Genomic DNA, 26,023 nt, shown 5'->3' on the forward strand with positions numbered 1-26,023 from the left:
GCTCAATCCATCCGTTCCTCCACCTCGCCACCAATCTCTTCCAGTTCCAGCAGGCGCTGATCATAGGCGTCGCAATCGCTGGTGTGCTCGCCGGCGCCTTGCGGCGGCGCCTGCTTGAGCTCCTGGCGCAGCAGCGCCGCCCGCTGCGGGTCGCGCTGGGTGATTTCCTCGATCTTGGCCGCCAGTTCCTGGGCCTTGGCCGTCGCCTCGTCGGCCGTGCAGGCTTGCGCCTGGCCCATCCCGTAGAGGGCCAGAGCCAGGCCGCAAAGCGCTGCGAGGTGTCTGCTCATGCTCGAATCCTCACGTTTGGCAGGGTCAGGTGTGGGCGGTTGAGTGCCTGCCGGTGGTGAAGGTTCAGGGCTTCTTACGGCTTGCTGTCCAGGCTTCTGACGGTCAGATCCAGGGCCTTCTGCATGTCCAGCCGGGCGGAGCGGCCGATGTCCTTGTCGTTCAGGTCGAAGCCGCGCTCCGAGGGCAGGATCGGTGCGGTCAGGTCGTCGGCGTCAGTGGGCTCGAAGTCGAACTCCTCACCGATGGTCATGGCGCTGCGGCGCAGCAGCATGCGCAGCTGATCGGGGTGCAGGTCCGGGTTGATCGACATCAACGCGGCCACCACCCCGGCTACCAGCGGGGTGGCGTAGGAGGTGCCGCAATGCACGCTGCCCTGCTGATTTTCCTCGGCGGTGGAGGCACGCACGCAGGCGGCGGCGGTGATGTCCACGCGGGTGTCGACGTTCGAGGAACTGCGCCGTTTGACGTAGGCCGGGTCGTCCACGGCCACGTCCTTGCGCTCGCTGCGCTGGTGGCCACCGACCACGAACAGCTGCTCGGTGACGAACGAGGAGGGCAGGCGATAGTCGTCGGCACCCGAGAACGAGGCGCCATTGCCGGCGGAGTTGACCACCACCACATCCGGGTGCTCGCGGCGCAGCCACAGGAAGAATTCCTCCAGCAGCTCTTCGTAGCCGCTCATCGCCACGCCGGAGCGCACCAGCGAATCGATTTCGTCGCCATGAATGTTCTTCGCGCCGATGCGGTGAATGCCCCAGCTCCAGTTCAGCACCCGCACGCCGTCCTCGACCAGGTTGACCGAGGCGGCGATGTTGGCGGTGATGCCGGCATCGGAGTTGCGGTCGACGATCACCTCGAAGCCCGGGCCGGCGCCGTCCAGGCCGCGCAGGAAGCCGGTGTTGCCGCCATCGTTCCAGCGCGCGGCGAGGATGCCGGCCACGGTTGAGCCATGGCCATCCGGCTTGTCGGCGTCGCGGCTGTACAGGCGGGTATGTGGCGTGTGGCCCTGGCGCTCGGCGGCGCCGAGGTAGTCCCGGAAGTCCGGGGCATCGAAGTCGACGTTGCGTTCGATCAGGCCGATACGCACCGGCTTGGTGTCGATAGGGGCGCGCTTGGAGGGAATGCGCCGCTGGTAATAGTTGACCGCATCGACGAAGCGGTTGGCCGCCCATTCTTCTTCGCCCAGCTGTTGGTCTGCCGTCGCGCCCGCTGGCGCTTCCTGTTCCTCGGCGGAGGATTCCTCGATCACCACGGCATCGACGCCCAGCTCGCTGCCCAGGCGCAGCACCATGGCGTCACGCTGGATCAGATCCTTGGCCGGCAGCCGTAGCTGATAGGTATTGAGCGGCGCAATCGCGCCGACCACCTCGGCGCCATACTTCCTGGCCAGCGCCTTGGCGGTATCCAGGCCGTGGGCATCTTCCTCGATGACCACACTGACCAGGTCGACATAGGTGTTGAGGCCGTCCATGTTCTCTGCCACTTCGCCTGGCTTGGCGGCCACTACGTGGCTGCCCGCCATCGACAGCCATACCGGGTTGCTCACCTCGTCGCCCTGTTGCAGCCACAGCGGGCCGCTCTGGTAGCGCTTGCTGTCGAGGGTGATGCGCAGCCCATCTCCACGCTTCACGGCGCTGGCGGGCAGCGCCTTGCCATCGAGCAGTACCTGCAGCTGGCCGTCGGATACGCCGCGTGCCGAGAGGCAGAAGGTCTGGCGCTGGGTGTCGAGCACATCTTCGCAGCGATACAGGTGCTTGAGCCGCAGCGGCTCGGCCGCCAGTGCCGATGGTGCGAGGCTCGCCACGAGCAGAGCGCTGAAGACGGGGCGCAGCAGGGGCCGGCGAAGCATGGCGAAGATCCTTTGTGCAGGGGGATGCGCCTCAGACTGGCGGCGCAGGCCTTGGTTCAGGCGGCATTCGGCAGATAGCCCGAACCTTGTTCACGGCGCAGGCGTCACAGCTTGACAGGCGCGCTGAGCGCCGACGATAAAAGGAGACGAGGCGATGACGACTCACCAGCAAACCCACAACTGGGATCTTGTCGAGCGCATGCTCCACGAGGTGCAAAATGGTGCCGGCCAGCCATTCATGCCACGGCGCTGCGCCGAGGAACTGGCAGACGCGCTGCAGCAGGCCGGCAGGCCGATCGACAACCTCGATTCGCTCAAGGCCCAGGCCGATGACTACGAGGCCACGCTGCTCGACGGCGGGTTCATCGCCCCACGCCCCGAGGCCGAGGGCGGCAATGGCGAGAACTTCGTGCTCACCCCGCGCGGGGCTCAGCTGCTGAGCATGATCGACAGTACCTTCCCGGGCGAGGAACACCCCCGTGAAGTGCTCGACCGCCATGGCCTGGCGGCGTTGACCCCCGAGGTGTTCGACGGGCTGGCGCCACGGGCGACGCTGGTCTGATACCCTCCTGCGCCCTGGCTGCCAACTGTGCATGCACGAGCTGACCTGCCAGGCTTATGGGTAGGGTCAGCGCGGCGAGGGCAGGTTTGCAATGAAAGGCTGGGTAATCGGGCTGTTGCTGGTGGTGGCGATCAATGCCAGCGCCGATGAGCTGCGGATCGGCTTCGGAACGCACAAGCCGCCCTATATCTTCGAGGGCGAGCGCAAGGGGCTCGAGTACGACATCGTGGTGGCCGCTGCCCGTGCGGCCGGCATCAGGGTGGTGCCGTCCTACGCGCCGATGGAGCGCCTGCACCGGGCGCTGGGCCGTGGCGAGCTCGACGGCATTGCCACCACGCGCAGCCAGAGCGGGGTGACGAGCTTCTATTCCCAGCCCTATATCCGCTACGACAACGTGGCCGTGGCCTTGAAATCCCGAGGTTACCGGATCGAGCGGATTGCCGATCTGGGCAGCTATTCGGTGCGTGCCTTCCAGCGTGCGCGGGTGCTGCTGGGCGAGGAATTCCAGCGCATGGCCGAGGCCAACCCGCGCTATCACGAAGAAGCCCAGCAGATCGCCCGTAACCGCCTCCTGTACGCCGGCCGGGTAGAGGTGGTGGTCGCCGACCGGCGGATCCTTCGCTACTTCAATCGGGACGTGTATCGCCAGGTGGATGTCAGCCAGCCGCTCACCGAGTACCCACTGTTCCCGCCAACCCCTTACCAGCTGGGGCTGCGTGATCGCTCGATGCGTGATCGTTTCGACCGGGGGCTTGCCGACATCATCGCCAGCGGCGAGTACCAGGCAATCGAACGCCGCTACGCCATGTACTGAACCGCCCCGTCACTGGGTCAGTTCTTCGGGTTCTTCTTCGACCTTGGCAGCCAGCATCTCGGTCTCGATGGGGCGCGTCTCGACGCTGAAATCGCTAATTTCGATGGAGCCCTTGCCTTCGCCGACCAGGTGGAAGGAGAACGCCTTGCGGGTGTCCAGGTTGTCGAAGGCGAAGCTCAGCTGCACTGGCTGGCCTTTCTTCAAGCGCGGTATCTCCGGGACGTTGATCAGCACGTCACGGTCGAATTCCTTGGTCTTCAGGCGCAGCGTGGCGCCGGCTTCACTCATGGACAGCGCATTGATCTTCAGGGTCACGCGGGTTTGCGTGCCCTTGGGCAATTCCAGGTACTGGGCGCCGATCAGGTTGTCGGCCCAGTCATCGCCTGGCGTGGTGCGCAGGCGAATGCGCTCGTTGCTGGCGAACTGCAGCACCTGGTTGCCCTGGCCATCGCTCAGCGAGCGATCCAGCAGCTCGGCGCGCAGGCTCACCTGGCGCGCCGGCTTGCCGCTGACGCGGCCCAGGTACTCGGCGTGCTCGGCGATAAACCCCGGGCTGGCGTAGCGTCGGCAGACCTGCTGGAAGTTGCACTCGGTCAGCGTGCCCTGGCCGTCGTGCTCGCGCAGCAGGCCATTGGTGTAGGAGATGATCTGGCGGCCATGGGCGTAGTCACGCAGCATCGAGCGCCCGGCGATGTCGGCCGGCAACGGCAGGGCCAGGTAGTCGAGAATCGAGGCGGTCAGGTCGATATGCCCATAGACGCCGCCCTTGAGCGACGGCAACTGGGCCTGCTCGGGCGCCAGCATGAGATTGAAACCCCAGGCCGACGCCAGGCGCACGTTCTCGATACCGTGGGATTCGTCGGAGGTCACCACCACCAGGGTGTCGTCGAGCACGCCGCGCTGTTGCAGGCCGTCGAGGAAGTCGCCGATGGCGTCGTCGAGGTAGGCGATGGCGGCTTGCTTGGCACTGCCATGGCGCTCCAGGTAGTCGGCTGGTGCGGAATAGGGCTGGTGCGTGCCGACGGTCAGCAGGGTCAGCATCCATGGGGTCTTCTGCTTGCGCAGGCCATCGACGTAGCTCAGTGCGCCTTCGAAGTACGACCTGTCGTCCATGCCCCAGGCGAAGTCGAGGTACGGCGTGTTGCGGAACCAGTCGCGGCCCAGGGTCTTGTCGAAACCCATGCGCGGCATGATCTGATCCTTGGCCATGAAACGCAGCCCGGCGCCCTGCAGAAAATGCGTGCTGAAACCGTTGTCGCGCAGCTGGGCCGGCAGGCACTGGGCGGCGCGTTCGGCATTGCCCAGCAGCTCAAGGCCCTTGGGCGTTCCCGAGGCCAGCTTGTCGTAGTCGCCACAGAGCATCGCGTAGAGGCCACGAATGGTCTGGTGGGCGTGCAGCACGTAATCGCTGGTGAGCATGCCGCGCTCGGCCCAGGCGCTCAGGCGCGGCATGAGATCAGCCTGATAACCGCTACCGATAGCCTTGCGGCTGGCGTCGATATAGGCGCCGGGAATGCCTTCCAGGGTAATGATCAGCACGTTGCGCGCGCGGCCTGGTTCGCCCAGCAGCGGTGTGCCGTCCATATCCAGGCGGGTCAGGCCGCTGACATCCGGTGGGCTGTTGGGCTGGCCGCGGCTCAGCCAGTCCTCGACGCCCAGCTGGGCGAGGCTGACCCCTTCGGCCAGCCATTTGTGCGGCAGGTTGAACTGCACCCACTGGTCCGCTTCGCTGGGGCTGCGGTACTGGTAGACGGCGTGGGTGGCGAGCAGCGCCAGGGGCGCCAGCAGCCAGGCCAACGAGGGTTTGCGCACCGGCGGCCGAGCGCCGAGCACCAGGAGGAACGCCAGGACCGCCAGGATCGACGCGCCTGCCAGCCAGGGATGGGTAAGGCCGCCGCCCTGGGTCGAGTGGCTGAGGAACTGGGCGTCGGTCAGGTAATGCAGGTCGGCGGGCTCGGGCATGCGGCCCACGGCGCTGACCAGCTCGACGGTGCCGAGGTTGAGCATCACCCAGCCCACCGCCAGCGGAATACCCAGCAACAGCCGGCAACGCAGGGCCAGCCAGAGCAGCAGGCTGCCAATCGCCAGGTCGGAGAGGTAACCGAACGGGTGGGACCAGCCCAGCGAGTAGCGACCGAGCAGTGGCAATGCAATGAACAACACAACCAGTGCCAGCAGAACGCTGGTCGGCCGCTGCAGCCAGGGGCTGAGAGAACGCACGTGTCTTCCTTAAACGATGATCGAGACGATTGCTTTCAGCCGGCCTTCACATCGACGAAGGACGCAGGTGCTGAAAAATCACTGACATCATTTTGAAACATGCGTGTGCTCATCGCCAGCAACAAGCGCTGAAGACGGCGAATAAGTCATTCAAATCATTGCCCGGACGGGCGAGGGGAGGGACTGCCGACCTGGCGCCCGTGGTCAGGCGCTGCAGGTCGATACAGAAAATTACTTTTTGGAAATGGTGATGTGCCGGCTGGCGGGGCCATTGGTCTGGCCGCTGACGCCTTTGGCGATCTCTTGGATCTTGCCGCCAGACTTGAGAAACGCCGCTACTTGAGCGTCGATCGATTCACTGGTTTCCACCGCGGGGGCAGGTTTGGCTTTGCTGTGGGATGCTTTGACGCGCATGACGGTCATATTGCCTACTCGAGTCATCAAGATGGCCGCCCATTGTATCACCGCTGCGCGCTTTACTGTTCATTCGATGACCAATGGGCGAAGCGGCTGGTAGCCGGTCGGGTTTCGCGGCGGCGAGTCGGGTACACTGCCGGCCTGAAAACGAGGGTAGGTACCATGGCTGTTATCGGACGTATGAATTCCTTGCAGGTCGTCAAGCACACCGACTTCGGTCTGTACCTGGACGGCGGGGCGGACGGCGAGATTCTATTGCCCAAGCGTTACATCCCCAAGGACACGCCGAGTGAGGTGGAAGACTGGCTCAACGTCTTCATTTACCTGGACAGTGAAGACAAACTGATCGCCACCACCGACAAGCCCAAGGTGCAGGTCGGCGAGTTCGCCAGCCTCAAGGTCGTCGACATCAACCGTGTCGGCCTGTTTCTCGACTGGGGCCTGCCCAAGGACCTGCTGCTGCCGCACTCGGAAGAAAAGCGCCCGCTGCAGATCGGCGACTACTGCGTGGTGCACGTGTTCGTCGACAAGCGCAGCCGCCGCATCACCGCCACCGCACGGCTGGATCGCTACCTGGACAAGCTGCCGGCCACTTACACGGCAGGCGAAGAAGTTGACCTGCTGGTGGTCGAGCCCACCGACATGGGTTTCAAGGCGATCATCAACGGCAAGCACTGGGGCCTGATCCACAAGAACGAAGTGATCGGCTTCATGCGGCCCGGCATCCGCCAGCCGGGGTTCATCAAGGAAATGCGCAGCGACGGCAAGATCAGCCTCAGCCTGCAACCGGTCGGTCAGCAGGTTGCCGACGGCCTCGGCGAGCAGATCCTGCAGCGCCTGCGTGACAGCGGCGGCGTGCTGGAGTTGAGCGACAAGAGTTCGCCGGAACGCATCAGCGCCATGTTCCGGGTCAGCAAGGGCAACTTCAAGAAAGCCATCGGCGGCCTGTACAAACAGGGTTTGATCAGCATCCATGAAGAACGCATCGAACTGATCAAGTGAGCGGCCGGCGCTGGAGCGGCCAAAAAGCACTTGAGTGGCACGCTTGGGCTGCTGAATAATGCGGCGTCCCGCCGGTGTAGCTCAGTCGGTAGAGCAGCGCACTCGTAACGCGAAGGTCGTAGGTTCGATTCCTATCCCCGGCACCAGTAATGAAGAGCCCGCATCGATTGATGCGGGCTTTTTTTGCGCGGCGAGAACGTCTCTGAACCCCGCAGGCGGCGCCTGTGGCAGCGAACGCAGGGGCAGGCGCGTCGTTACCGAGCCCATTGCGGATCGGTGGTGAAGGCGATGGTCAGCCAGCGGTTGGGGCCGGCGTCGCCAATCGCTTCGCCAATGGCGTCGCGTAGCCGGTCCCAGTCGTCCAGGGTGCGTGCCGGCCAGTCGGCGGGCACGATGAAGTACAGCTCGACCTGCAGCGCGCGCCCCACCTTGGCCACATAGGCTTCGTAGCCGATGAACCCCTCCTGTGCCACCACGGCCTCAGCCACCTCATCGACGTGCAGCTTCAACGCCGGCGGCGTGGCGAGCAGAATATCGGCCAGCGCCTGGCGGATGGTCAGCAGCGGCAAGGGCAGGATCACCAGGCAGATGATCGCCAGCACCGCCGGGTCGACGTAGGGGGCCAGCCAGGCGTACTCGGTACTGGCACTCAGCTCCCCGAGCAAGAAGGCGATCAACAGCGCCAGGGAGATACTGCCGGACATCACCCAGGCTTTGGCATCCAGGGCCACGAAGTCGGAACGGATCGCCCGGTTGGCCCGGAACTCCAGAGCCGCCAGGCTGAAGCAGGCGATGGTCGCCACCAGCGCGTAGATGATCGCAAAGCCGAAATCCAGGGATTTGCCGCCGGCCAGCAGACTGCCGAGCGCATTGATCAGGGCATACAGGGTGACCCCGCAGAGCAGCGTGCCGTTGAGCGCGAGAACCATGGGTTCCAGGTGCCAGAAGCCCATGTTGAAACGTTCGGCAAGGCGGCGGCTGCTTTCGCCCGCAGCGGTGTGCTTGCTGATCAGCGTGGCGACGATCAGCGCCAGGCCGCTCATGCTGGCATCGGCGAGCGAATAGACCCCATCGAAGACGATCGAAAACGACCCCGACAACAGGCCAAAGAGGATACCGCCCCCCGCCAGCAGCAGGGTGACGGCGATTGATAGGCGCAGAATGCCTTGTTCGGTTGCCATGATCACTCACCAGGTACAGGAGCTCGATGCCCGCAGCCGCGCCGCCGCTGGCGTTTCGCAAGGGTAGCGCCCGGCTGCTCGGCCAGGTGCGCAGGCGCCCGGGCATCGGCTGGTTGATAGCTGACGGCCAGTATAGGTTAGTGTTCGTGCATGAAAAATCGGCGAAATAGCAAGCCTTCATTGCGTTTGCGCAATGTATGACCTTGCTCGGGCGATCCTGCGCGGGGCCAGAATGCCGTTACTAGAATCCGGTTTGCCGCACCAGCGCTGCCACCAGGATCCCGGCCGCAATCGCGGCAAGCGGCTTCTTGACCAGCAGCATGACGATGGCGGTGCTCAGCAACGCCAGCCTGGCGCCGTTGTCGCCCTCCAGGGCCAGCGGTGCGAGCAGGGCCACCAGCACCGAGCCGGACATGGCGCTGATGAAGTTCTGGGTTCTCAGGTTGATCGGCACGAAGGACATGACGAACACGCCGCCCCAACGGGTGGCCAGCGTGACCACGGCCATGACGAGCACGACGATCAGGGCGCCGGAACCAGCGGTCTCGAGCATCATGCTTTTTTCTCCATCCACAGTGCGCCGAGCGCACCACCGACCAGGGCGCCGACCACCACATGGCTGTTGCTGGGCAGGTACCAGTAGGCCAGCAGCGACGCGCTGGCGGCGACTGCCCAGATGATCAGGATGCGCAGGTTCTTCTGGCCGCCGACCACCATGGCCAGCAGGAAGCAGCCCATGACCATGTCGAGGCCGAAGCCCACCGGGTCGTCGATGGCGCTACCGAAATAGATGCCCAGCCAGGTACCCAGCAACCAGGCCAGCCAAAGCGCCAGGCCGCCGCCAAGCAGCAGGCCGAGCCCGGGTTTGCCCGCGCCAAAGGCCTGCATCGACATTGCCCAGTTGGCATCGGACGCCACCAGCATGACGCCGTAGCGCTTGGCCGGCGGCAGGCTGCTCAGCCAGGGATAAAGGGTGGCGCCCATCAGCAGGTGGCGGGCGTTGATGGCGAAAACCGTCAGCGCCAGGGGCACCAGCGGTATGTGCGTGCCCCACATATCCAGCGCGGCGAACTGCGAGGCGCCGGCAAATACCAGCGCGCTCATCACCAGGCTGGTTTCGCTGCTGAGCCCGGTTTGCGTGGCGGCCAGGCCGAACGCCAAGCCGAACAGCACAACGAACGCCGAGATCGGCAGGAACTGGCGAAAGCCGTCCCAGGTAAGTGCGGCAGTGAGTGCTTGCAGCTGCTTTTCATCGTGAACGGGCATAACGATCCTGATTGTTGCATTAACACCGCCGGTCGACGGCTTTCCCTATCCATGGTGCAGGTTTCGACAGCTGTTGATCGCCTGCTGGAAGGCACCGGGATTGGCATAGTCTACCAATCCCGTGTGCGCTCGCGCGCTTACAGTGGCGGGGTGCGCGGCGGAATCTGCCGCTTGTTGCCGGTTGCTTCGAAGGCCGCGCCCAGTTGCAGCAGGGCGTTGTCGGCGTAGGCGCGGCCGGCGAAGGTCAGCCCGACCGGCATGCCGATATCGGCCATCACGCCCATCGGTACGGTGACCGTCGGCACGCCCAGGTGGCGAATGGCGAGGTTGCCGTTGGCGACCCAGATGCCGTTGCTCCAGGCGATATCTGCGGACTGCGGATTCACATCCGCATCGGCCGGGCCCACGTCGGCAACGGTGGGGAACAGCACCGCGTCGAGCTTGAGCTCATCCATCCATTGTTCGAGGTCGAGCTGGCGGGTCTTTTCCAGGCCGCGCAGGCCGTCCGGTACGCTGGCGATCTCGTTCCACGGGGTGATGCCGCGTTGGGCCATGCGTACGTACTCGTCCATGCCAGCGGCCAGGTCGTCTTCACGGTTGGGCAGGGTGCCGGGGTCGTGAGGGAAGATCTGCGGGCCGTCGACGTCGGCCAGGCGATTGAGTTGCGGGTCGTTATTGGCGCGCAGGAAGTCATCGAAGGCCCAGCCCGACAGCTCCCACAGCTCGTCATGCAGGAATTGGCGGGAGACCAGGCCGCGGTTGTACACCGTCGGCGCACCGGGGCGGTCGCCCTCGCAGTTGGAGACCAGCGGGAAATCCACCTCGACCACCGTGGCGCCAGCCTGTTCCAGCGCGGCGCGGGCCTGTTCCCACAGCGCGATCACCGAGGCGCGGGTGTGGATGCGTTGCCCGGTCGGGCCGCCGATGCCAGGCTTTTCGCTGCTGCCGGCCAGTTCATCCTTGTTGATGTACATGCGTGGCACGCCAAAGCGCTTGCCCTTGAGCGCATCAGCCCCTGCGGCCAGTTCGAGGTAGGAGGCGGGCCGCACGTCGGACGCTTTCGGGATCGGCACCCAGGGCTGCAGGCGCCACAGATCGCCACGGGTGTCCGGATCGTCGGCCACGACAACGTCGAGGATCTCCAGCAGGTCCGCCATGGTGCGGGCGAAGGGCACGACCACGTCCATGGTCGGGGTCAGCGGCCAGTTGCCGCGCACCGAGATCACCCCACGCGAGGGCGTGTAGGCGCACAGGCCGTTGTTGGAAGCCGGGCCACGACCGCTCGACCAGGTTTCCTCGGCCAGACCAAAGGCAGCAAAGCTCGCCGCGGTGGCGGTGCCAGCCCCGTTGGAGGAGCCCGAGGCGAACGGTGCGGTGAGGTAATTGGCGTTGTAGGGGCTTTCGGCGCGGCCATACACGCCGCGCTGCATGCCGCCATTGGCCATCGGCGGCATATTGGTCTTGCCCAGGCAGATGGCACCGGCGGCGCGCAGGCGCTCGATGGTGAAGGCGTCACGCTGGGCGACCAGGTCCTTGAATGCCGGGCTGCCGGAGGCGGCGGTCAGGCCCTTGACCAGGTAGCTGTCCTTGGCGGTATAGGGAATGCCGTCCAGCGGGCTCAGGGTTTCGCCGCGAGCGCGACGGGCATCGGAGGCTTCGGCCTCCTGCAGTGCATCCGGGTTGCGCACCACCACGGCGTTGAGCCTGGTGTGCGTATCGGCGCCATCATAGGCGTCGACCCGCGCCAGGTAGGCCTTGACCAGTTCGACCGCCGTGGTGCGGCCGCCCTCGAGCGCAGCGCGCAGCTCGGCGATGGAGACTTCGGTTACCTCGAACATGCTGTCACCCCTGATGGCTCGCGGGCAGGCGACGTTGTTTGCGTGCCTCGTGCCCGTTCGAATGGCGGCTCTGGAGCCGGTTCGCGGTCGATTCTAGTGCTACTCGTGCAGAAGAGGCAGCCCCGGGCGTTCAATTTTTTGCACAGCCACGATGTTGTACATTGACGCCTGGATTCCAGTGAGGTGCCGCGATGCACGATTCGATCAAGCCCGTAAGCCTGGACAAGGCTTACCGACTGCTCAGCCACGGCCCGACCGTGCTTGTTTCTGCCCGTCATGCCGGTGTCGATGGGGTGATGGCCGCTGCCTGGGCCTGTGCCCTGGATTTCGAGCCGCCCAAGCTCACCGTGGTGCTCGATAAAAGCACCGCTACACGCGTACTGGTCGAGCGCAGCGGGCAGTTCGTGATCCAGGTGCCCACGGCCGCGCAGCTGGAACTGACCTATCAGGTCGGCTCGCGTAGCCTCAATGATGAGCCCAGCAAGCTGGCCGATAGCGGTGTCGAGCTGATCGCCCTGGGGGATCTGGATCTGCCGTTCGTTGCCGGCTGCTCGGCGTGGCTGGCCTGTCGGCTGATCGACGAGCCGCATAACCAGCAGGCGTACGACTTATTCATCGGCGAGGTCACCGCGGCCTGGGCGGATGAGCGAGTGTTCCGCGACGGCCGCTGGCACTTCGAGGATGCCGAGCCAAGCTGGCGCAGCATTCATCATGTGGCCGGCGGTCACTTTTACGGCATAGGCGAGGTGCTGACCCGCAAATGATCCGTGTCTGGCGTTGTCTCAGGCAGACATGCAGCGCAGGCGCATCGGCGCCGTGATTGGAGTTCGCGATGAAAACAATGATTGGTCTTACCCTGGCGCTGGCCGTTCTGGCCTGTGGCGCTGCAGCGGTGGCGGACGAGCGGGCGCCGCAAACCATCCGGGTGATTCCCAAGGCTTATGTAAGCCCAGGGGCGAGTGGCAGCGTCGACACTTATGAGCGCCAGGAGCGCTACAACCTCTATGGCGGCCAGCGCATACCGCAGGGCATCGATTCGCGCCGCTATGAAAGCGGGCAACGCAGCTCGACGTTCGAGACCCGTGGCGGTATTCGCCAGAGCACCGAATACCCGAATGGCTACGAAGTGCAGCGTTATCCGGGGCAGGGCACGCAGCAGTACCAGCAGCGGCGCTAGACGCCAAGCATTAGACTTTGGTCTAGAAAGCCGGGGGCTTCGACTAAGGTCGTCTGTTGCAAGTTGAGCGCTGACATAGAGTTATCCGTACCAGCATCCTGCTGTGGAGGATAACAATAAAATGAACGACAGCATTTACCGGCGGATCGAGCAAAGTCCGCGCTTCCGGGAGCTAGTAGCCAAGCGCGAGCGATTCGCCTGGATACTCTCCGCCATCATGCTCGGCATCTACGTCGGCTTCATTCTGCTCATCGCTTTCGTGCCCGGTTGGCTCGGTACCCGCATCAACCCGGATTCGCCGATCACCTGGGGTATCCCCGTCGGCGTCGGCGTGATCCTTTCCGCCTTCGTGCTGACCGGCATCTACGTGCGCCGCGCCAACAGCGAATTCGACAACCTGAACCAGGCGATCCTGGACGAGGTGGGCAAATGATCGGCCGTATTCTCTCCACGTTGGCCTTGATGGCCCTGGCCCCCGCATTGTGGGCCGATGCGCTGGCCGGCGAAGTGCAGAAGCAGGCGGTCAATACGCCTGCCATCCTGATGTTCCTGGCCTTCGTCGGTGGCACCCTGTGCATCACCTACTGGGCCTCCAAGCGCAGCAAGTCGACGTCCGATTTCTATACCGCAGGCGGCGGTATCACCGGCTTCCAGAATGGTCTGGCGATCGCTGGCGATTACATGTCGGCAGCTTCCTTCCTGGGTATTTCCGCGCTGGTGTTCACCTCCGGCTACGACGGCCTGATCTACTCGATCGGCTTCCTGGTCGGCTGGCCGGTGATCCTCTTCCTGATCGCCGAGCGCCTGCGCAACCTGGGCAAATACACCTTCGCCGACGTGGCGTCCTATCGCCTCAAGCAGAAGGAAATCCGCACCCTGTCGGCCAGTGGCTCGCTGGTGGTGGTGGCCTTCTACCTGATCGCGCAAATGGTCGGCGCCGGCAAGCTGATCCAGTTGCTGTTCGGCCTCGACTACCACGTGGCGGTGGTGCTGGTCGGCATCCTGATGGTGATGTACGTGCTGTTCGGCGGCATGTTGGCCACCACCTGGGTGCAGATCATCAAGGCGGTGCTGCTGCTCTCCGGCGCCTCGTTCATGGCCTTCATGGTGATGAAGCACGTCGGCTTCAACTTCAACACGCTGTTCACCGAAGCGATCAAGGTTCACGCCAACGGCGAAGCCATCATGAGCCCGGGCGGCCTGGTCAAGGATCCGATCTCGGCGATTTCCCTCGGCCTCGCGCTGATGTTTGGTACGGCTGGTCTGCCGCACATCCTCATGCGCTTCTTCACCGTGGGTGATGCCAAGGAAGCCCGCAAATCGGTGTTCTACGCCACCGGTTTCATCGGCTACTTCTACATCCTGACCTTCATCATCGGCTTTGGCGCGATTCTGCTGGTGAGCACCAACCCGGCCTTCAAGGACGCTGCCGGCGCGCTGCTGGGCGGCAACAACATGGCGGCGGTGCACCTGGCCAACGCGGTGGGTGGCAGCATCTTCCTGGGCTTCATCTCGGCCGTGGCCTTCGCCACCATCCTTGCGGTGGTAGCCGGCCTGACCCTGGCGGGCGCCTCGGCGGTATCCCACGACCTGTATGCCAGCGTGATCAAGAAGGGCAACGTCAACGAGAAGGATGAGCTGCGGGTTTCGAAGATCACCACCGTGTGCCTGGGTGTCCTGGCCATCGGCCTGGGCATTCTCTTCGAGAAGCAGAACATCGCCTTCATGGTGGGCCTGGCCTTCTCCATCGCAGCGAGCTGTAACTTCCCGGTGCTGTTCCTTTCCATGTACTGGAAAAACCTGACCACCCGCGGGGCGATGATCGGCGGCTGGCTGGGCCTGATCACGGCCGTGGTGTTGATGGTGCTCGGCCCGACCATCTGGGTCTCGGTACTCGGCCACGAGAAGGCGATCTTCCCGTACGAATACCCGGCGCTGTTCTCGATCGCCGTTGCCTTCATCGGTATCTGGTTCTTCTCGATCACCGACAAGTCCAAGGCGGCCGAAGGGGAGCGCGCGTTGTTCCTGCCGCAATTCGTGCGTTCGCACACCGGCCTGGGGGCCAGTGGCGCTTCGGCTCACTGATTGCGCACCGGGTAAACGAAGGGGCGGCCTGCGGGTCGCCCCTTTTTTTTGGTTATTCGCATTTGCGCATGGAGGATGCACTTGATACCGGACTGGCAAGTTTGTGTGCGTATCACTTACTGGCTTGGCGCTATCCATTACCGCGTCTACTGAACCATTGTGTTTCGCCCCTTACGGGCGCCACACCTTGATTCGCTTCGCTCACCCTTCGGGCCAGCCTGCGGCTGTTACTGCGCTTCGCTACGTCTCTTTGCTTGCCCAAGAAAGGTGTGCCAAAGAAGGGCACCCCGACATCCGGGGTTCGCTGCGCGAAACTTGATTCGCTGTGCTCACCCTACGGGCCAGCCTTTCGGCTGTTACTCCGCTTCGCTGCGTTTCCTCGCTCCGGCGCCGCTCCGGGGGGCGGCTTACATGGACCATCCTTGGCCCATTAAGCCTCTCGCCGCATCCATGCGGCTCGCTCCCCTACGCAACACCTCCACTCGGCCTCCTGAAGGGGACTTGGGCGTCGTCTGCGAGATCGGGCTTCAAGAGCAAAAGCCAAACGCTACCGACTTTGATCTTGCGCAGATGTCGCAAGCTCGCGACATGGTCCCCTTCAGGAGGCCGAGTGGAATCACCGTGGAAGGGGTTGAGCGACATGGATGTCGCGAGAGCCGCGATGGGCCAGGGATGGCCCTTCGCGGCGTGCCCCTGGAGCGGTGATGGAAGGAGGGAACCCCGGCGCAGCCGGGGCCGTATGTAGGGGTGTGTTTCTTTGCTTACTTTCTTTGCACAAGCAAAGAAAGTGAGTCGCCCGTAAGGGGCGAAACCCACCCAGCCAGGCGGCGTGCTGATGGAGAGTGCCAAGTCATCGACAGCGAACACTTATTTGCCAGTCCCGGGGGCGGGCTGATGGCCTGGCCGGACAGGCTCGCCGGGCTTGGGGGCGGCGTGGAGTGGAGAGTCTGCTGCCGCCTTCGCTAGGCCAATGCCGCCACCTGGTAGGTGTCGATATGGATGCGGTTGCGCCCGGCGCGCTTGGCTTCGTAAAGCTGATGGTCAGCGCGTTGCAGCCAGTCCTGCCAGCGTTCGTTGGCGTACAGCACGGCGCCGCCCATCGACACCGTGACCGGCCCGCCCGGGCTCTTCAGATGCTCGGCGATCTGCGCCTGCAACTGCAGGGCAGCGGCGCGCAGGCCCTTTTCGTTGGTGTTGCTCAGCAGCAGCAGAAACTCTTCACCGCCAAAGCGGAACAGCCGGTCTTCATGGCGGAAACAGCGATTGGTCAGCGCGACGAAACTCACCAGCACCTGGTCGCCCACCGCATGGCCGAAGCGGTCGTTGACCTGCTTGAAATGGTCCATGTCGATGACCAGCACGGCGCTGCTGATCTGATGGCGACGCTTGTTGGCGACGGCGATCTTCAGCTCCTGATCCATCATCCGGCGGTTACGGGCGCCGGTGAGTGCGTCGCGGGTTGCCCAGGACTGCAGCTGCTTGCGCTGGTAGCTCGCGCGCTGGGCGAAGATGAAACTGAGGATACTGGATAGCATCGCGGTGACGATGAACGACAGCATCTGGTAATCGCTTTCGAATACCGTGCCCGGTATCAGCCGCGAATAGGCCACCAAGGCGACCAGTACCGCGGCGGTCGCCAGCAGCGCCAGCAGCGGTGGCACCATGAAGAAGTTGAGAAGGATCAGTGGATAGATCCAGAACAGGCCGTTGATGCCCAGCTTGATGACGATCAGCGTGGCGCACAGGGAGGCGACGACCATCAGGCACAGGCCAGGCTTGCGCGTGTCGCCGGTTCGCCAGGCGTAGCCCATGGCAAACAGGGTCGACAGCACGATGATGGTGTCGGCGATACCGACCGCGTAGCTGCCTTGCGACAGGCGATAGACGGCGTAAGGCGAGATACCGAGTACCCCGAAGAACCCCGTCAGGGTGATGATGGAGAGCTGGAAGTCCTTGCGCAAACGCGCCAGTACACGCTTGAAACGTCTGCCCATGGCCTATTGTTCTCATTGGTCGCGCGGTCGCCTGGCAGCAGTGCTCGCTTGTCGATAGCGCTCGCGTCCATTGTAGTGGGCCATGGGTGCGGCAAGGGCTAGCGCGAAGCGAGGTGGCTTGAATACCCCGTCACATTACCCCTTATGAGATATCAACGTGCCATGACGTTCAATATCTTTTTCATTTTGTAACGCCGCAAACGTTGCGCCAGGGCTTCTGGCGGTTGATCGCAGGGTTCGAAGCCCTGGCGCTGGTAGAACGGCTGCAGATCCGGGTGGCAGAACAGCCAGACCGGTGTGTCGATGGCTTGCAGGGCGCGCTCGATCAGCGCGCTGGCCACGCCCTGGCGGCGCTGCTCGGCATCGACCAGCAGGCTGGTCAGCCACTGGCCGTGAGCCATGGGCTGCAGGCACAGGGCGGCGATGATCTGGGGGCGTTCGGCCACCCATACCTGGTGGGCCGCCCGGGTGCGCATGGCCGAGCGCTGGCTGCGGTAGAACTTGTCGGCCAGGGGGCGCAGGTGGTCGGGCAGGCAGCGAAACTCGGTCATCGAAGGGCGGCAGTGGCGGGCGGGGCGCCAGTCTACGTTTCAGGCGCGGCGTTGCAACAGGCGTACGGCACTGATTTCCGGCAGGTCATCACGGCGCAGGTAAACCCGCAGCGGTTCGCTGATGGCCAGGCGCTCGTCGATGCGCAGCTCGACCAGCAGGCGCAGGCGCTCGCGCTTGAGCGTCATCAGCGCGCTGTTGTCCGCGGCATGCCAAACGAACTCGCTGGCCGGGGTGATGCTGTCTTCGGCGACGTCCAGGCCAAACGAGTCCTCGCTGAAACGGACGATATGCCGACCGCTCTTGCGGTTGAAGCCGACGAAACCTTGCAACTGGTCGGCAGCGGCGCAGATGCCGGCAGAGGTGATAGCCATGGTGAGCCCTCGCGAGAATGGAGCGGCTCAGGCTAAGGGTTGGGTTGGCAACGGCGTTGCCGTGGATCAATGAATCGGTGACAGGCGCGCTGCGCTGCTGCCGCAGGGGCTGGCTGATCAGCCTTCCGGCAATACGCGCGGCTGCGGGCCGACATCGCGGATCGAATTCGACACCCGGTAATTGGGCGCCTGCAGGGCGCTGCGAATCTTCTCGTAATCCTCGTACGGCAGGCCGCTGCGGCTGAGCATCTCCAGGGCGAACTGCTTGATCTCGGCGTCGGTATAGGGGCGTTCGGCGGCCGACTGCGGGGTGGCGCAGCCGGCAAGCGCGAGGGTAACAAGGGTGAGCAGAACGAGCAGTGAACGTTGCATGGCGGGCACCTGTAAGCGAGACCTTTGATAGCTCATAGGCTATTGGCTGGCCGCGTGGCGCAGAAATCATTCACTTCGATAGTGGCTATCGGTGCCCGAGAGGCCGAGATGTGCTCAGTCGTGCGGCCAGAGCAGCGGCAGTACATGCAGGCGCAGCAGCGGCGCCAGGTCGTCACCGCGCGGGTCTTCAGCTGCCAGCCAGCGCAGCTCCTCGAGCTCGGCCGCTGGCGCAACCGGGTGGCAGAGGGCGGCGCGAAAGATATCGGCCTCGACGCGGGTATCGGCTTCGTTGGCGGCCGTTTCGTTGAAGTGGCCCAGGGGCGTGAACGCCGCCTGGGGTAGCTGCAGGTTGAGCTCTTCATCGAGCTCGCGGGCCAGGGTCTGCAGGGCGCTTTCGGCGGCTTCGCGTTTGCCGCCCGGCAGCATGAACATCCGGGTGCCGCGTTTGCGCACCAGCAGCAGGCGGCCCGCATCGTCGAGCAGGCAGGCGGCTGCGATGTTCAGGGTGCGCGACATGCTCAGCGCAGGTGGCGGGGCGGGGTGTCGAGCAGGCCGACCTTGACTGCCATCAGCGGCGAGTTGTTGATCCACACGTCGTCGATGACGATGGTGCGGCCAATGTCTTCCTTGTCGGCGGCTACCAGCAGGTAGTAGGTGCCGTCTTCCGGCGCCTCACCATCCCAGCCCATGCTGGTCATGCCGATCACCGTGGAGGGGCGGGCCGGCTTGTTGGGGATTACCGTGCCGTAGGCGTCCATCAGCACCGCACGGGGCTTCAGGGCGAACTTGTTGATACCCAGGCAGGTGTGGTCACACAGCGAGTTGACATTGAGGCGGTAGCGCTCACCCTGCTTGAGCTTCAGGGAGTAGACGCGGTAATTGGACAGCGAGCTGCCGAACTGCATGTTGGCATCGCTGGCCAGGCCACGAGGCACTTTGCTGTTCGGGTCGAGGGGCAGCGGCACGACCTGGGCGTTGTGAATCGCCTCCAGGTTGCTGCGCACGATGCTGTCCTGGTCGGCCGGGAGTGGTGCCGGCGACGGTTGTGGGGCGCTGCTGCAAGCTCCGAGCATAAGGCAGGCGGCGAGAATGAGGGACTTGTGCACGATGAAGCTCCTGTAAGGCTGTGTTCCGCTTTGCCATTGATCGGCAAAGAAGGAAGCCGGACAGTATACCGGGTTATTGCGGCAATACCGTGATCGATTGCCGCAATTCGCCGCTTCGGCCCGATTAGCCGGCGAGCCCCACGTAGACGTTCTGTACGTCGTCGTGGTTGTCGATGGCTTCCAGGAAGGCTTCGACTTCTTCGCGTTGTTCGGGGGTCAGGCTGGTAACCGGGTTCTTCGGGCGGTAGCCCAGGTTGGCCGAGTTGACGGTAAAGCCTTGCTCGGGCAGGGCGCGGCTGACCAGGTCGAGGTCGGTCGCCTCGGTGATGAACAGGGTGTTGCCTTCGTCGGCCTCGTCGAAGTCCTGGGCGCCGGCTTCGATGGCGGCAAGCTCAGGGTCGGCGGCGCTGTCGCTGGAGGCTTCGATCAGCCCGACATGGTCGAAATCCCAGGCCACCGAGCCGCTGCCGCCCAGCTGGCCCTTGCGGAACAGCACACGGATCTCGGCCACGGTGCGGTTGACGTTGTCGGTCAGGCACTCGACGATCAGCGGCACCTGATGGGGGGCGAACCCTTCATAGGTGGTGCGCTCGAAGTTGACCGTCTCGCCGCTCAGGCCGGCGCCTTTCTTGATGGCGCGATCGAGGGTGTCCTTGGGCATCGAGGCTTTCTTGGCCTGGTGGATGGCCAGACGCAGCTTGGGGTTCATGTCCGGATCGGCGCCATTGCGCGCGGCGACCATGATCTCCTTGACCAGGCGACCGAAAATCTTGCCCCTGGCGTTGGCGGCGGCTTCTTTAGGTTTGGCTTTCCACTGGGCGCCCATGTCTGTTCTCTCGGCTGTGCGGATGATGGCGTGGCGCAGCCTTCAGGTGACCGGAACAGGCTGTGCGACGAATTAGGGTGGCAGATTTTAATGCCTTGGCGCGCTGCTGGCACCGACAAATCACATTTTACTGCTACCCGGCACCCATCGCGCAGGGCCGTGCTGCCACAAAACGCTCGGCGCGGGCCGGCTGCGGCGCAATCGCCACGACGCGCCGAGAGCCGCTCAGGGCATCTGCACCAGTTGGTCGACCAGTTCCAGGGCTTTCTCGAACGAGGGGTAGCCACTCTTGGCGACATCCAGTTCGGCGTAGTCGGCGCGGTATTCTTCGGCGCGGATCGGGTCGGCTTCATCGACCAGGTAGGGCTGCGACCAGATCCGATAGAGCAGCGCCACGGCGTAGGGCTGCTGCTTGTCGGCGGCGGCTTCCAGCTTGCCGAGCACCTCCTCGGTCTGCGGGCCCTCGCGGATCATCAGAATCGCCTGGTAGAACTCCACCTCGCCACGCTCGTCCTCGCTTGCGGCACGGCGCAGCAGGGCATTGGCCAGCTCATGGCTCTCCAGGTCGCCGGACATCACCAGCATCTTGGCCTGCAACATGTCGTTCTGGTACAGCAGCTGACGTTCGCGGCAGCTGTCGCCGCTCAGCGGCTCGTCGCAGGTGGTCGGTGAGGCACAGCCCGCGAGCATCAGGCTCAGCAGCAGGCAGCCAACGCCGTGTCGGCGATCAATCATAGGTATCCCCCAGGCAAATCTGATGTATCGACCCGCGTGCCGCCTTCAGGTTCGGCTCGCCGGTGTTTTTCGGTTTCAGCGCAGCGCATCGACCGCGGCGCCGATGAAGGCGTAGGTTTCCATTTCCCGTTTGTCCATCTCGGGTTTCGGCCAGGTGCTCCACACCACCGCCACCACCTTCTCCCTGGGGTTGATGTACAGGAACTGGCCAAAGATGCCCTGGGCCTCGAAGGCGCCACCGCCGTGGTTCGGCAAAGCGCCAGCGCCAACCGGAAACAGCCACCACTGGTAGCCATAGCCCAGCGCGTATTCGCCGTCGTACAGCTTGCCCGGCTCCAGGTGCGAGCCTGGTGCGGCGCGGGTGGCACGTTGCAGCCAGCCGGCCGGCAGAATGCGTTCACCGTCGATCACCCCGTCAGCGAGGATGAACTGGCCGAAGCGGCCGTAATCGCGCAGGGTCGCCGACAGGCCGCTGCTGCCGATCTCCTGACCGGCGCGGCTGTCGAGCTGCCAGAAGGCGTCACGCTCCATGCCCAGGCGCGCCCAGATGCGCTCGGAGAGATAATCGCTGGCGGTCATGCCGGTCGCCGCGCGCACCAGTTCGCTCTGCAGGTGCGATTCGCCGGTGCTGTAGTTGAACGTGGTGCCCGGCGCTTGTGCCCGCTTCAGGCCGGACATCTGCTTGAGCAGGGCGCCAGGGTTGTTGGCCAACTGCAGCTCGAACATGCGGCGCCGGTCCGATTGCGGGTCGCGGTAGGTTTCGTCCCAGGCCACCCCGGAGCTCATCTGCAGCACCTGTTCGATGCTCACGCCATCGTAGGCGCCGCCCTTGAGCTGCGGCAGATAGCGGGTGATCGGTTCGTTCACGCTGGCGATCTTGCCCTGCTGCACGGCGGCGCCGATCAGCGTCGAGGAGATCGACTTGACCACGCTGAAGGACGTCCAGCGCGTACTCGCGTCGTTGCCCATGGCGTAGCGTTCCAGCGCCACCTGGCCGTCCTTGAGAATCAGCAGGCCGCTGACCTGGTTGCGCCGCATGAATGCATCGACGCCCAGGCGCTGGCCGTCAGCCTGGTACTCGACGGCCACTTCACTGCGCGTCGGCAGCGGATAGACCTGTGGCCCGCGGGGCACGGTGCGGGTGAAGAAGAGCTCGTCCATATGCCGGTAGGTGCCGGCCTGGTAAGCCTGGGGCAGCTCGTAGAGATCCTGCGCCCGACCCATGCGCTCCGGCTTGTCGGCAGGCGGCGTCGGTGCGCTGCTGCAGGCGCCGAGCAGCAGGGCGATGGCGGTTGGGATAAAGGCGCTGCGGCAGTATTGGACGGTGCTCATGGGGCGTCCCCAGGGAATGGTCGATCGCTCAACCATAGCCGATAACCGCCTCACGCAGCGCGCTTGCCTTGCGGCCGAGAGGTTGAACTGTCGTTTGCGGGCGCGGCTCTACACAGCACCTACCTGATGGAGAACCCCATGGAACTGCCCAACAAAGACCTTGGTACCCTGTTCGAGCAACTGGGACTGCCGTCCGACCCCGCCAGTATCGATGCCTTCATCGCCAAGCATTACCCGCTGCCCGACGATGTGAAGGTGTCCGAGGCGCAATTCTGGAACCAGGCCCAGGCCACCTTCCTCAAGGACGAACTGCTGGAAGATGCCGAATGGGCGCCAGTGGTCGACGAGCTCAACGTGCGCCTGCACCAGAACAAGCCCGCCTGAGGCGCATCACGACGTCGTCAGGCGCTGCAGTTCGCGCCTGACCATGGCCGCATACTCCGGCGGCGAGAGCCGGTACAGCTCGCTGGCCACCCAGGTCAGCCAGCCTGCGCCAAGGCTGGCCTGGCGATCCAGCAGGCGCTGGGCTTCGGCGCTAGCCTGCGCAGCATGGTGCTGGTGGAAGTCGGCGCGCTTCATGAAAGTCTCTTGCTGATTGGCACGATGCGCCCATTGTCCCCGGCCTCGGGTGCTTGGTAAACCGGGCGCTGCGCGTTAGGCTCGCGGCTTGGATGCCAGATCGAGAGCCGGACGATGCCTGCAGCGGTGAATTTCAAACAGCGAATCTGCGCGTTGCGCCCTGGTGATCAGGCCGGCGGCGATATCGATCTGCTGTATGCCTTCGAAAGTGACCGCGGGCGGATCATCAACTCCGCGGCCATTCGCCGCCTGCAGCAGCGCACCCAGGTGTTTCCCCTGGAACGTAATGCCGCGGTGCGCAGCCGCCTGACCCATTCCATGGAGGTGCAGCAGACCGGGCGCTTCATCGTCCGCACGCTGTACGCCCAACTGGGCGAGCGAGCCGCCGACTACGGCCTGGATGGCCTGCAGGGCGCCCTGGAAAGCCTGGTGGAAATGACCTGCCTGATGCACGACATCGGCAACCCGCCGTTCGGGCATTTTGGCGAGTTCGCCATCGGCGAGTGGTTCGAGCGAGCCCTCGACGGGCTGTTCGCCATCGCCGTGCCGCAACACGTGGCCGACCCCGAGCTGCAGGCACGCATGCGCGCCGATCTGCGCAACTTCGAGGGCAACGCCCAGGCCGTACGTCTGGTGGTAAGCCTGCAGCGCCTGCGGCTGACCTACACCCAGACCGCCGGCCTGCTCAAGTACCTGCGCCCGGCCTATCAGCCCAGGCCCGGCAAGGGCACGGCCGGTGCCTACCTGAACAAGAAGCCCGGTTTCTATCTCTGCGAAGAGGGCTTCGTTGCCGAGTTGCAGCAGGTGCTCGGCCAGGCGCCCGGTACCCGCCATCCGGTGGCCTACATCATGGAGGCGGCCGATGACATCTCCTATTGCCTGGCCGATATCGAGGATTCGGTAGAGAAGGGCATTCTCAGCGTCACCGAGCTGGCGCCGCTGCTGGTGTCGACCTTCGCGAAGCTGCAATCCCCGGACACGCCGATTCCCGGCTCGCCGCAGTCCTTTCGCGGTCTGGTCGAGCAGGCCCTGCAACGCTATGACCAGGAAGAGATCAACAAGGCCGGCGAGTTCTTCGTCAAGCTGCGGGTCAGCATGATCCACCCGCTGGTGCAGCACGCCGCGCGGCAGTTCATCGACAATATCGAAGCGGTGCATGCCGGCACCCTGGATCGTGCGCTGATCGAGGATGACAGCCTGCCCCACGCCATCGTGCAGACCTTCAAGGATGTGGCGATGGCCCGGGTGTTCTGCCACCGCGAGGTGGAAACCCTGCAGTTGCAGGGTCACCGCATCATCCAGGGCTTGCTGGACAGCTACGGTGCCTTGCTACGGGTCGATGCCCAGACCTTCACCGAACTGACCGAAGGCAACTGCCGTCGTGAGGCCTATTTGCAGATGCTGGTGCGCCGCCTGCCCAGCCAGCTGATCAAGGCCTATCGCCAGGCCGTGCGCGAGTGCGGCGAAGCGGATCGCGCGGCCTGGGAGTTCTACCACCGTTGCCGGCTGGTGCAGGATTTCATCAGCGGCATGACCGACCAGCATGCCCATGACGAGTACCGCACGCTGTTCGCGCTGTAGGCGCGATTTGGCTAGAGCCTGTTCTTGATCTTTCCAGGTTCGTTGATTTTGGCAGTTAGGTGGCGGGAGCGGTCATCGGCGCAGTGCCTGTGGGAGCGGGCCATGCCCGCGATTTTTCGCGCGCATGGCGCGCTCCCACAGTGGATCGGCGAACGGCTGCTATTGCCTTGTACCTGCCTCTTTTAGGCTAATAACCGTTAACAGGTTCTTAGATGTTCTTCCAGATCAGCTGCAGCCCGGCCAGCAGCATGCCCAGCCGGGCGATGCGGTAGAACCAGGTGTGGTTGATCCGCGATTGCAGCCACAGGCCCGTCCATACGCCCAGCGGCACGACGGGAGCGAGCATCAGGCTGAGCAGCAGGTTTTCCCGGCTGAACTGGCCGAGCCAGGTGTAGGGAATCAGCTTCATGGCGTTGGTCAGCAAGAAGAACAGGTTGATGGTCGCCACGTAGCGTAGCTTGTCCAGCTGCTGGGGTAGCAGGTGCATCATCACCGGCGGCCCGCCGGCGTGGGCGACGAAGCTGGTGAAGCCGGCAATCGAGGAGAGGATGAGGCCGCGTTTGGGTTGCAACGGGCGCGGTTTGCTGTCGGCCCTGAATAGGCCCAGGAGCACGAAGGATATGGCGATGACGCCGATCAGCAGGCCGATCAGGTTCTCGTTGAGCAACTCGAAGGTCAGCGAGCCGATGACGATGCCGATCAGTGCGCCTGGCAGCATGACCCTGAGGTTGGCCACATCCCATTTGCCCCAGTAGGCCTTGAGCCCGACCACGTCAGCCAGGCAAAGGATCGGCAGCATCACCGCCACCGCCTGCATCGGCGAGGTGGCCAGGGCCAGCAGCGGTACGGCGATGCCGCCCAGGGCACCGCCAAAGCCGCCCTTGGACAGGCCGGTGAGAAACACGGCAGGAATGGCGAACAACAGCAGGTCGGCGAGGGTCATTGCAACAGCGCTCATTCAGCGAGTGCGCAGGGTAGAGGCTGTGGCCGCTGCCTCGCAAGCCAGCCGATCACCTCATCTGATTCGGGAGCATCTACCCCCATGGCCGATTTCCAGCAGCCCAGCCTCGACGGTGAACAGCTCGACGCCCGCTATGCGTTCGCCAAACGGGTGGCGAAGGAGGCGGCCGAACGGGCCATGGCCTTCTACGTTCGGCGCGCCAGCCTCGCCGTGGCGCACAAGGGCGACGATCTTCAGGATGTGGTGAGCATCGCCGATCAGCAGGTGGAGGCGTTCATTCGTGGCGAGCTGGCCCGCCACTTTCCAGACGACGGCATCGTCGGCGAGGAGGGCGGCAGTGATGGGCTGCAGGCGCGCTGCATCTGGGTTATCGACCCCATCGACGGTACTGCCTGTTTTCTCAATGGCCTGCACAACTGGTGCGTGTCCATCGGCCTGCTGGTGGACGGTGAGCCCCTGCTCGGCGCGATAGCCGATCCCAACCACGACGAGCTGTTCCATGGCGTGGTCGGGCGCGGCGCCTTCGTCAACGACACCCCGTTGCAGGCCCACGCCGCCAACCATGTGCGTGAAGGGCTGGTCGGCGTCGGCACCACCCATCGCCCCGGCAAGGAGCACTTTCTGCCATTCATCAGCCGCCTGCTCGACGAGGGCGGCATGTTCGTGCGCAACGGCTCCGGCGCACTGATGACCGCCTACGTGGCTGCCGGGCGCCTGATCGGCTACTACGAAACCCACCTGAAAAGCTGGGACTGCCTGGCCGGCCTGGTACTGGTACGCGAGGCCGGAGGGCGCTGCAACGATTTCCTGCGTGGCGATGGTCTACTCGGCGGCAATCCGTACCTGGTCGCCGCCCCTGGCGTCTATGAGCAACTGGCGGCGATGATCGGGCCGTCCCTGGACGCGCCGTGA

The 26,023-nt window shown here is 64.4% G+C and carries 29 protein-coding genes and 1 tRNA gene; 11 read left to right on the plus strand and 19 right to left on the minus strand.

The features are described 5' to 3' along the window. Window positions 1-2: 2 nt before the first annotated feature. Both QYS36_RS05970 and QYS36_RS05975 read right to left on the minus strand, forming a co-directional pair. Window positions 3-290: a hypothetical protein gene (locus tag QYS36_RS05970; RefSeq protein WP_308838613.1), complete on the minus strand. Its 288-nt coding sequence runs from the start codon at window positions 288-290 to the stop codon at window positions 3-5. Between the two features lie 74 nt (window positions 291-364). Then, complete coding sequence (locus tag QYS36_RS05975) at window positions 365-2,140, minus strand: S8/S53 family peptidase (protein ID WP_308838614.1); 1,776 nt, start codon at window positions 2,138-2,140, stop codon at window positions 365-367. Window positions 2,141-2,294: 154 nt separating this feature from the next. On the opposite strand from QYS36_RS05975, the gene QYS36_RS05980 reads away from it, so the two are divergent. Then, on the plus strand, window positions 2,295-2,702 hold the full coding sequence (locus QYS36_RS05980; RefSeq protein ID WP_308838615.1) for a transcriptional regulator: 408 nt from the start codon (window positions 2,295-2,297) through the stop codon (window positions 2,700-2,702). 91 nt (window positions 2,703-2,793) lie between these two features. After that, a complete protein-coding gene (locus tag QYS36_RS05985) occupies window positions 2,794-3,516 on the plus strand; it encodes a transporter substrate-binding domain-containing protein (protein WP_308838616.1) in 723 nt (240 codons plus the stop codon). Window positions 3,517-3,525: 9 nt separating this feature from the next. Here the strand turns inward: QYS36_RS05985 and QYS36_RS05990 are convergent, their stop codons facing one another. Beyond that, window positions 3,526-5,736: an LTA synthase family protein gene (locus QYS36_RS05990; protein ID WP_308838617.1), complete on the minus strand. Its 2,211-nt coding sequence runs from the start codon at window positions 5,734-5,736 to the stop codon at window positions 3,526-3,528. Between the two features lie 231 nt (window positions 5,737-5,967). Beyond that, entirely contained in the window at window positions 5,968-6,159 is a 192-nt protein-coding gene (locus tag QYS36_RS05995) for a hypothetical protein (protein ID WP_170833962.1), read from the minus strand. Between the two features lie 156 nt (window positions 6,160-6,315). Between QYS36_RS05995 and QYS36_RS06000 the strand changes: the two genes are divergently transcribed. Beyond that, complete coding sequence (locus tag QYS36_RS06000; RefSeq protein WP_308838618.1) at window positions 6,316-7,155, plus strand: S1-like domain-containing RNA-binding protein; 840 nt, start codon at window positions 6,316-6,318, stop codon at window positions 7,153-7,155. 70 nt (window positions 7,156-7,225) lie between these two features. Beyond that, window positions 7,226-7,301 (plus strand) — tRNA-Thr (locus QYS36_RS06005). 108 nt (window positions 7,302-7,409) lie between these two features. Here QYS36_RS06005 and QYS36_RS06010 read toward each other — a convergent pair. From QYS36_RS06010 to QYS36_RS06025, 4 genes are all read right to left on the minus strand, one after another. Further along, on the minus strand, window positions 7,410-8,336 hold the full coding sequence (locus QYS36_RS06010; protein WP_308838619.1) for a cation transporter: 927 nt from the start codon (window positions 8,334-8,336) through the stop codon (window positions 7,410-7,412). Between the two features lie 241 nt (window positions 8,337-8,577). Further along, complete coding sequence (locus tag QYS36_RS06015) at window positions 8,578-8,892, minus strand: AzlD domain-containing protein (RefSeq protein ID WP_308838620.1); 315 nt, start codon at window positions 8,890-8,892, stop codon at window positions 8,578-8,580. Next, window positions 8,889-9,602, minus strand: coding sequence for an AzlC family ABC transporter permease (locus tag QYS36_RS06020; protein ID WP_308838621.1), 714 nt, complete (start codon window positions 9,600-9,602; stop codon window positions 8,889-8,891). Before QYS36_RS06020 ends, QYS36_RS06015 begins: the two co-directional genes overlap by 4 nt. A 137-nt stretch (window positions 9,603-9,739) precedes the next feature. Beyond that, entirely contained in the window at window positions 9,740-11,440 is a 1,701-nt protein-coding gene (locus QYS36_RS06025; RefSeq protein WP_308838622.1) for an amidase, read from the minus strand. 191 nt (window positions 11,441-11,631) lie between these two features. Between QYS36_RS06025 and QYS36_RS06030 the strand changes: the two genes are divergently transcribed. From QYS36_RS06030 to QYS36_RS06045, 4 genes are all read left to right on the plus strand, one after another. Continuing rightward, complete coding sequence (locus QYS36_RS06030) at window positions 11,632-12,204, plus strand: flavin reductase family protein (protein ID WP_308838623.1); 573 nt, start codon at window positions 11,632-11,634, stop codon at window positions 12,202-12,204. A gap of 68 nt (window positions 12,205-12,272) precedes the next feature. Beyond that, window positions 12,273-12,617 carry a hypothetical protein gene (locus QYS36_RS06035; protein WP_308838624.1) on the plus strand — a complete coding sequence of 115 codons (345 nt, stop codon included), beginning with the start codon at window positions 12,273-12,275 and terminating at the stop codon, window positions 12,615-12,617. A gap of 121 nt (window positions 12,618-12,738) precedes the next feature. Next, window positions 12,739-13,050, plus strand: coding sequence for a DUF485 domain-containing protein (locus QYS36_RS06040; protein ID WP_308838625.1), 312 nt, complete (start codon window positions 12,739-12,741; stop codon window positions 13,048-13,050). Beyond that, complete coding sequence (locus tag QYS36_RS06045; RefSeq protein WP_308838626.1) at window positions 13,047-14,702, plus strand: cation acetate symporter; 1,656 nt, start codon at window positions 13,047-13,049, stop codon at window positions 14,700-14,702. The genes QYS36_RS06040 and QYS36_RS06045 overlap by 4 nt, the downstream gene beginning before the upstream one ends. Window positions 14,703-15,664: 962 nt before the next feature. Here the strand turns inward: QYS36_RS06045 and QYS36_RS06050 are convergent. From QYS36_RS06050 to QYS36_RS06090, 9 genes are all read right to left on the minus strand, one after another. Then, window positions 15,665-16,696, minus strand: a complete 1,032-nt coding sequence (locus QYS36_RS06050; protein ID WP_308838627.1) for a GGDEF domain-containing protein — start codon at window positions 16,694-16,696, stop codon at window positions 15,665-15,667. Window positions 16,697-16,848: 152 nt separating this feature from the next. Next, complete coding sequence (locus QYS36_RS06055; protein ID WP_308838628.1) at window positions 16,849-17,247, minus strand: GNAT family N-acetyltransferase; 399 nt, start codon at window positions 17,245-17,247, stop codon at window positions 16,849-16,851. Between the two features lie 39 nt (window positions 17,248-17,286). Further along, the gene (locus tag QYS36_RS06060) at window positions 17,287-17,619 is read right to left on the minus strand and encodes a DUF2025 family protein (RefSeq protein ID WP_308838629.1); all 333 of its coding nucleotides are present in this window, start codon (window positions 17,617-17,619) and stop codon (window positions 17,287-17,289) included. Window positions 17,620-17,736: 117 nt separating this feature from the next. Further along, window positions 17,737-17,991: a hypothetical protein gene (locus QYS36_RS06065; protein WP_308838630.1), complete on the minus strand. Its 255-nt coding sequence runs from the start codon at window positions 17,989-17,991 to the stop codon at window positions 17,737-17,739. A 114-nt stretch (window positions 17,992-18,105) separates the two neighbouring features. Next, the gene (locus QYS36_RS06070; protein ID WP_308838631.1) at window positions 18,106-18,507 is read right to left on the minus strand and encodes an NUDIX domain-containing protein; all 402 of its coding nucleotides are present in this window, start codon (window positions 18,505-18,507) and stop codon (window positions 18,106-18,108) included. 2 nt (window positions 18,508-18,509) lie between these two features. After that, window positions 18,510-19,097 carry a hypothetical protein gene (locus QYS36_RS06075; RefSeq protein WP_308838632.1) on the minus strand — a complete coding sequence of 196 codons (588 nt, stop codon included), beginning with the start codon at window positions 19,095-19,097 and terminating at the stop codon, window positions 18,510-18,512. 124 nt (window positions 19,098-19,221) lie between these two features. Then, window positions 19,222-19,923: a YebC/PmpR family DNA-binding transcriptional regulator gene (locus QYS36_RS06080; protein WP_308838633.1), complete on the minus strand. Its 702-nt coding sequence runs from the start codon at window positions 19,921-19,923 to the stop codon at window positions 19,222-19,224. A 225-nt stretch (window positions 19,924-20,148) separates the two neighbouring features. Then, window positions 20,149-20,658, minus strand: coding sequence for a hypothetical protein (locus QYS36_RS06085; RefSeq protein WP_308838634.1), 510 nt, complete (start codon window positions 20,656-20,658; stop codon window positions 20,149-20,151). Between the two features lie 75 nt (window positions 20,659-20,733). Beyond that, window positions 20,734-21,990, minus strand: a complete 1,257-nt coding sequence (locus QYS36_RS06090; protein WP_308838635.1) for a serine hydrolase — start codon at window positions 21,988-21,990, stop codon at window positions 20,734-20,736. Window positions 21,991-22,128: 138 nt separating this feature from the next. On the opposite strand from QYS36_RS06090, the gene QYS36_RS06095 reads away from it, so the two are divergent. Next, window positions 22,129-22,374 (plus strand): DUF2789 domain-containing protein, encoded by a 246-nt coding sequence (locus QYS36_RS06095; protein WP_308838636.1) that lies wholly within the window; start codon window positions 22,129-22,131, stop codon window positions 22,372-22,374. 6 nt (window positions 22,375-22,380) lie between these two features. On the opposite strand, the gene QYS36_RS06100 is transcribed toward QYS36_RS06095, so the two are convergent. After that, window positions 22,381-22,569, minus strand: coding sequence for a hypothetical protein (locus QYS36_RS06100; protein ID WP_308838637.1), 189 nt, complete (start codon window positions 22,567-22,569; stop codon window positions 22,381-22,383). 114 nt (window positions 22,570-22,683) lie between these two features. On the opposite strand from QYS36_RS06100, the gene dgt reads away from it, so the two are divergent. Then, the gene (gene dgt / locus QYS36_RS06105; RefSeq protein WP_308838638.1) at window positions 22,684-24,150 is read left to right on the plus strand and encodes a dGTPase; all 1,467 of its coding nucleotides are present in this window, start codon (window positions 22,684-22,686) and stop codon (window positions 24,148-24,150) included. A gap of 208 nt (window positions 24,151-24,358) precedes the next feature. On the opposite strand, the gene QYS36_RS06110 is transcribed toward dgt, so the two are convergent. After that, complete coding sequence (locus QYS36_RS06110) at window positions 24,359-25,093, minus strand: sulfite exporter TauE/SafE family protein (RefSeq protein WP_308838639.1); 735 nt, start codon at window positions 25,091-25,093, stop codon at window positions 24,359-24,361. Between the two features lie 99 nt (window positions 25,094-25,192). Between QYS36_RS06110 and QYS36_RS06115 the strand changes: the two genes are divergently transcribed. Then, complete coding sequence (locus QYS36_RS06115) at window positions 25,193-26,023, plus strand: inositol monophosphatase family protein (protein ID WP_308838640.1); 831 nt, start codon at window positions 25,193-25,195, stop codon at window positions 26,021-26,023.

The organism is Pseudomonas sp. G34 (assembly GCF_031119625.1).
Lineage (GTDB): Bacteria > Pseudomonadota > Gammaproteobacteria > Pseudomonadales > Pseudomonadaceae > Aquipseudomonas.

Excerpts from the sequence above, each read along its gene's own strand:
- dgt (WP_308838638.1), top strand. The coding sequence starts at position 22,684 with ATGCCTGCAGCGGTGAATTTCAAACAGCGAATCTGCGCGTTGCGCCCT.
- QYS36_RS06020 (WP_308838621.1), bottom strand. The coding sequence starts at position 9,602 with ATGCCCGTTCACGATGAAAAGCAGCTGCAAGCACTCACTGCCGCACTT.
- QYS36_RS06090 (WP_308838635.1), bottom strand. The coding sequence starts at position 21,990 with ATGAGCACCGTCCAATACTGCCGCAGCGCCTTTATCCCAACCGCCATC.
- QYS36_RS06070 (WP_308838631.1), bottom strand. The coding sequence starts at position 18,507 with ATGTCGCGCACCCTGAACATCGCAGCCGCCTGCCTGCTCGACGATGCG.
- QYS36_RS05970 (WP_308838613.1), bottom strand. The coding sequence starts at position 290 with ATGAGCAGACACCTCGCAGCGCTTTGCGGCCTGGCTCTGGCCCTCTAC.
- QYS36_RS05975 (WP_308838614.1), bottom strand. The coding sequence starts at position 2,140 with ATGCTTCGCCGGCCCCTGCTGCGCCCCGTCTTCAGCGCTCTGCTCGTG.
- QYS36_RS05980 (WP_308838615.1), top strand. The coding sequence starts at position 2,295 with ATGACGACTCACCAGCAAACCCACAACTGGGATCTTGTCGAGCGCATG.
- QYS36_RS06060 (WP_308838629.1), bottom strand. The coding sequence starts at position 17,619 with ATGGCTATCACCTCTGCCGGCATCTGCGCCGCTGCCGACCAGTTGCAA.
- QYS36_RS06045 (WP_308838626.1), top strand. The coding sequence starts at position 13,047 with ATGATCGGCCGTATTCTCTCCACGTTGGCCTTGATGGCCCTGGCCCCC.
- QYS36_RS06085 (WP_308838634.1), bottom strand. The coding sequence starts at position 20,658 with ATGATTGATCGCCGACACGGCGTTGGCTGCCTGCTGCTGAGCCTGATG.
- QYS36_RS06100 (WP_308838637.1), bottom strand. The coding sequence starts at position 22,569 with ATGAAGCGCGCCGACTTCCACCAGCACCATGCTGCGCAGGCTAGCGCC.
- QYS36_RS06065 (WP_308838630.1), bottom strand. The coding sequence starts at position 17,991 with ATGCAACGTTCACTGCTCGTTCTGCTCACCCTTGTTACCCTCGCGCTT.
- QYS36_RS06115 (WP_308838640.1), top strand. The coding sequence starts at position 25,193 with ATGGCCGATTTCCAGCAGCCCAGCCTCGACGGTGAACAGCTCGACGCC.
- QYS36_RS06030 (WP_308838623.1), top strand. The coding sequence starts at position 11,632 with ATGCACGATTCGATCAAGCCCGTAAGCCTGGACAAGGCTTACCGACTG.
- QYS36_RS06040 (WP_308838625.1), top strand. The coding sequence starts at position 12,739 with ATGAACGACAGCATTTACCGGCGGATCGAGCAAAGTCCGCGCTTCCGG.
- QYS36_RS06025 (WP_308838622.1), bottom strand. The coding sequence starts at position 11,440 with ATGTTCGAGGTAACCGAAGTCTCCATCGCCGAGCTGCGCGCTGCGCTC.
- QYS36_RS06080 (WP_308838633.1), bottom strand. The coding sequence starts at position 19,923 with ATGGGCGCCCAGTGGAAAGCCAAACCTAAAGAAGCCGCCGCCAACGCC.
- QYS36_RS06110 (WP_308838639.1), bottom strand. The coding sequence starts at position 25,093 with ATGACCCTCGCCGACCTGCTGTTGTTCGCCATTCCTGCCGTGTTTCTC.
- QYS36_RS05985 (WP_308838616.1), top strand. The coding sequence starts at position 2,794 with ATGAAAGGCTGGGTAATCGGGCTGTTGCTGGTGGTGGCGATCAATGCC.
- QYS36_RS05995 (WP_170833962.1), bottom strand. The coding sequence starts at position 6,159 with ATGACCGTCATGCGCGTCAAAGCATCCCACAGCAAAGCCAAACCTGCC.
- QYS36_RS06035 (WP_308838624.1), top strand. The coding sequence starts at position 12,273 with ATGAAAACAATGATTGGTCTTACCCTGGCGCTGGCCGTTCTGGCCTGT.
- QYS36_RS06055 (WP_308838628.1), bottom strand. The coding sequence starts at position 17,247 with ATGACCGAGTTTCGCTGCCTGCCCGACCACCTGCGCCCCCTGGCCGAC.
- QYS36_RS06015 (WP_308838620.1), bottom strand. The coding sequence starts at position 8,892 with ATGATGCTCGAGACCGCTGGTTCCGGCGCCCTGATCGTCGTGCTCGTC.
- QYS36_RS06095 (WP_308838636.1), top strand. The coding sequence starts at position 22,129 with ATGGAACTGCCCAACAAAGACCTTGGTACCCTGTTCGAGCAACTGGGA.
- QYS36_RS06000 (WP_308838618.1), top strand. The coding sequence starts at position 6,316 with ATGGCTGTTATCGGACGTATGAATTCCTTGCAGGTCGTCAAGCACACC.
- QYS36_RS06050 (WP_308838627.1), bottom strand. The coding sequence starts at position 16,696 with ATGGGCAGACGTTTCAAGCGTGTACTGGCGCGTTTGCGCAAGGACTTC.
- QYS36_RS06010 (WP_308838619.1), bottom strand. The coding sequence starts at position 8,336 with ATGGCAACCGAACAAGGCATTCTGCGCCTATCAATCGCCGTCACCCTG.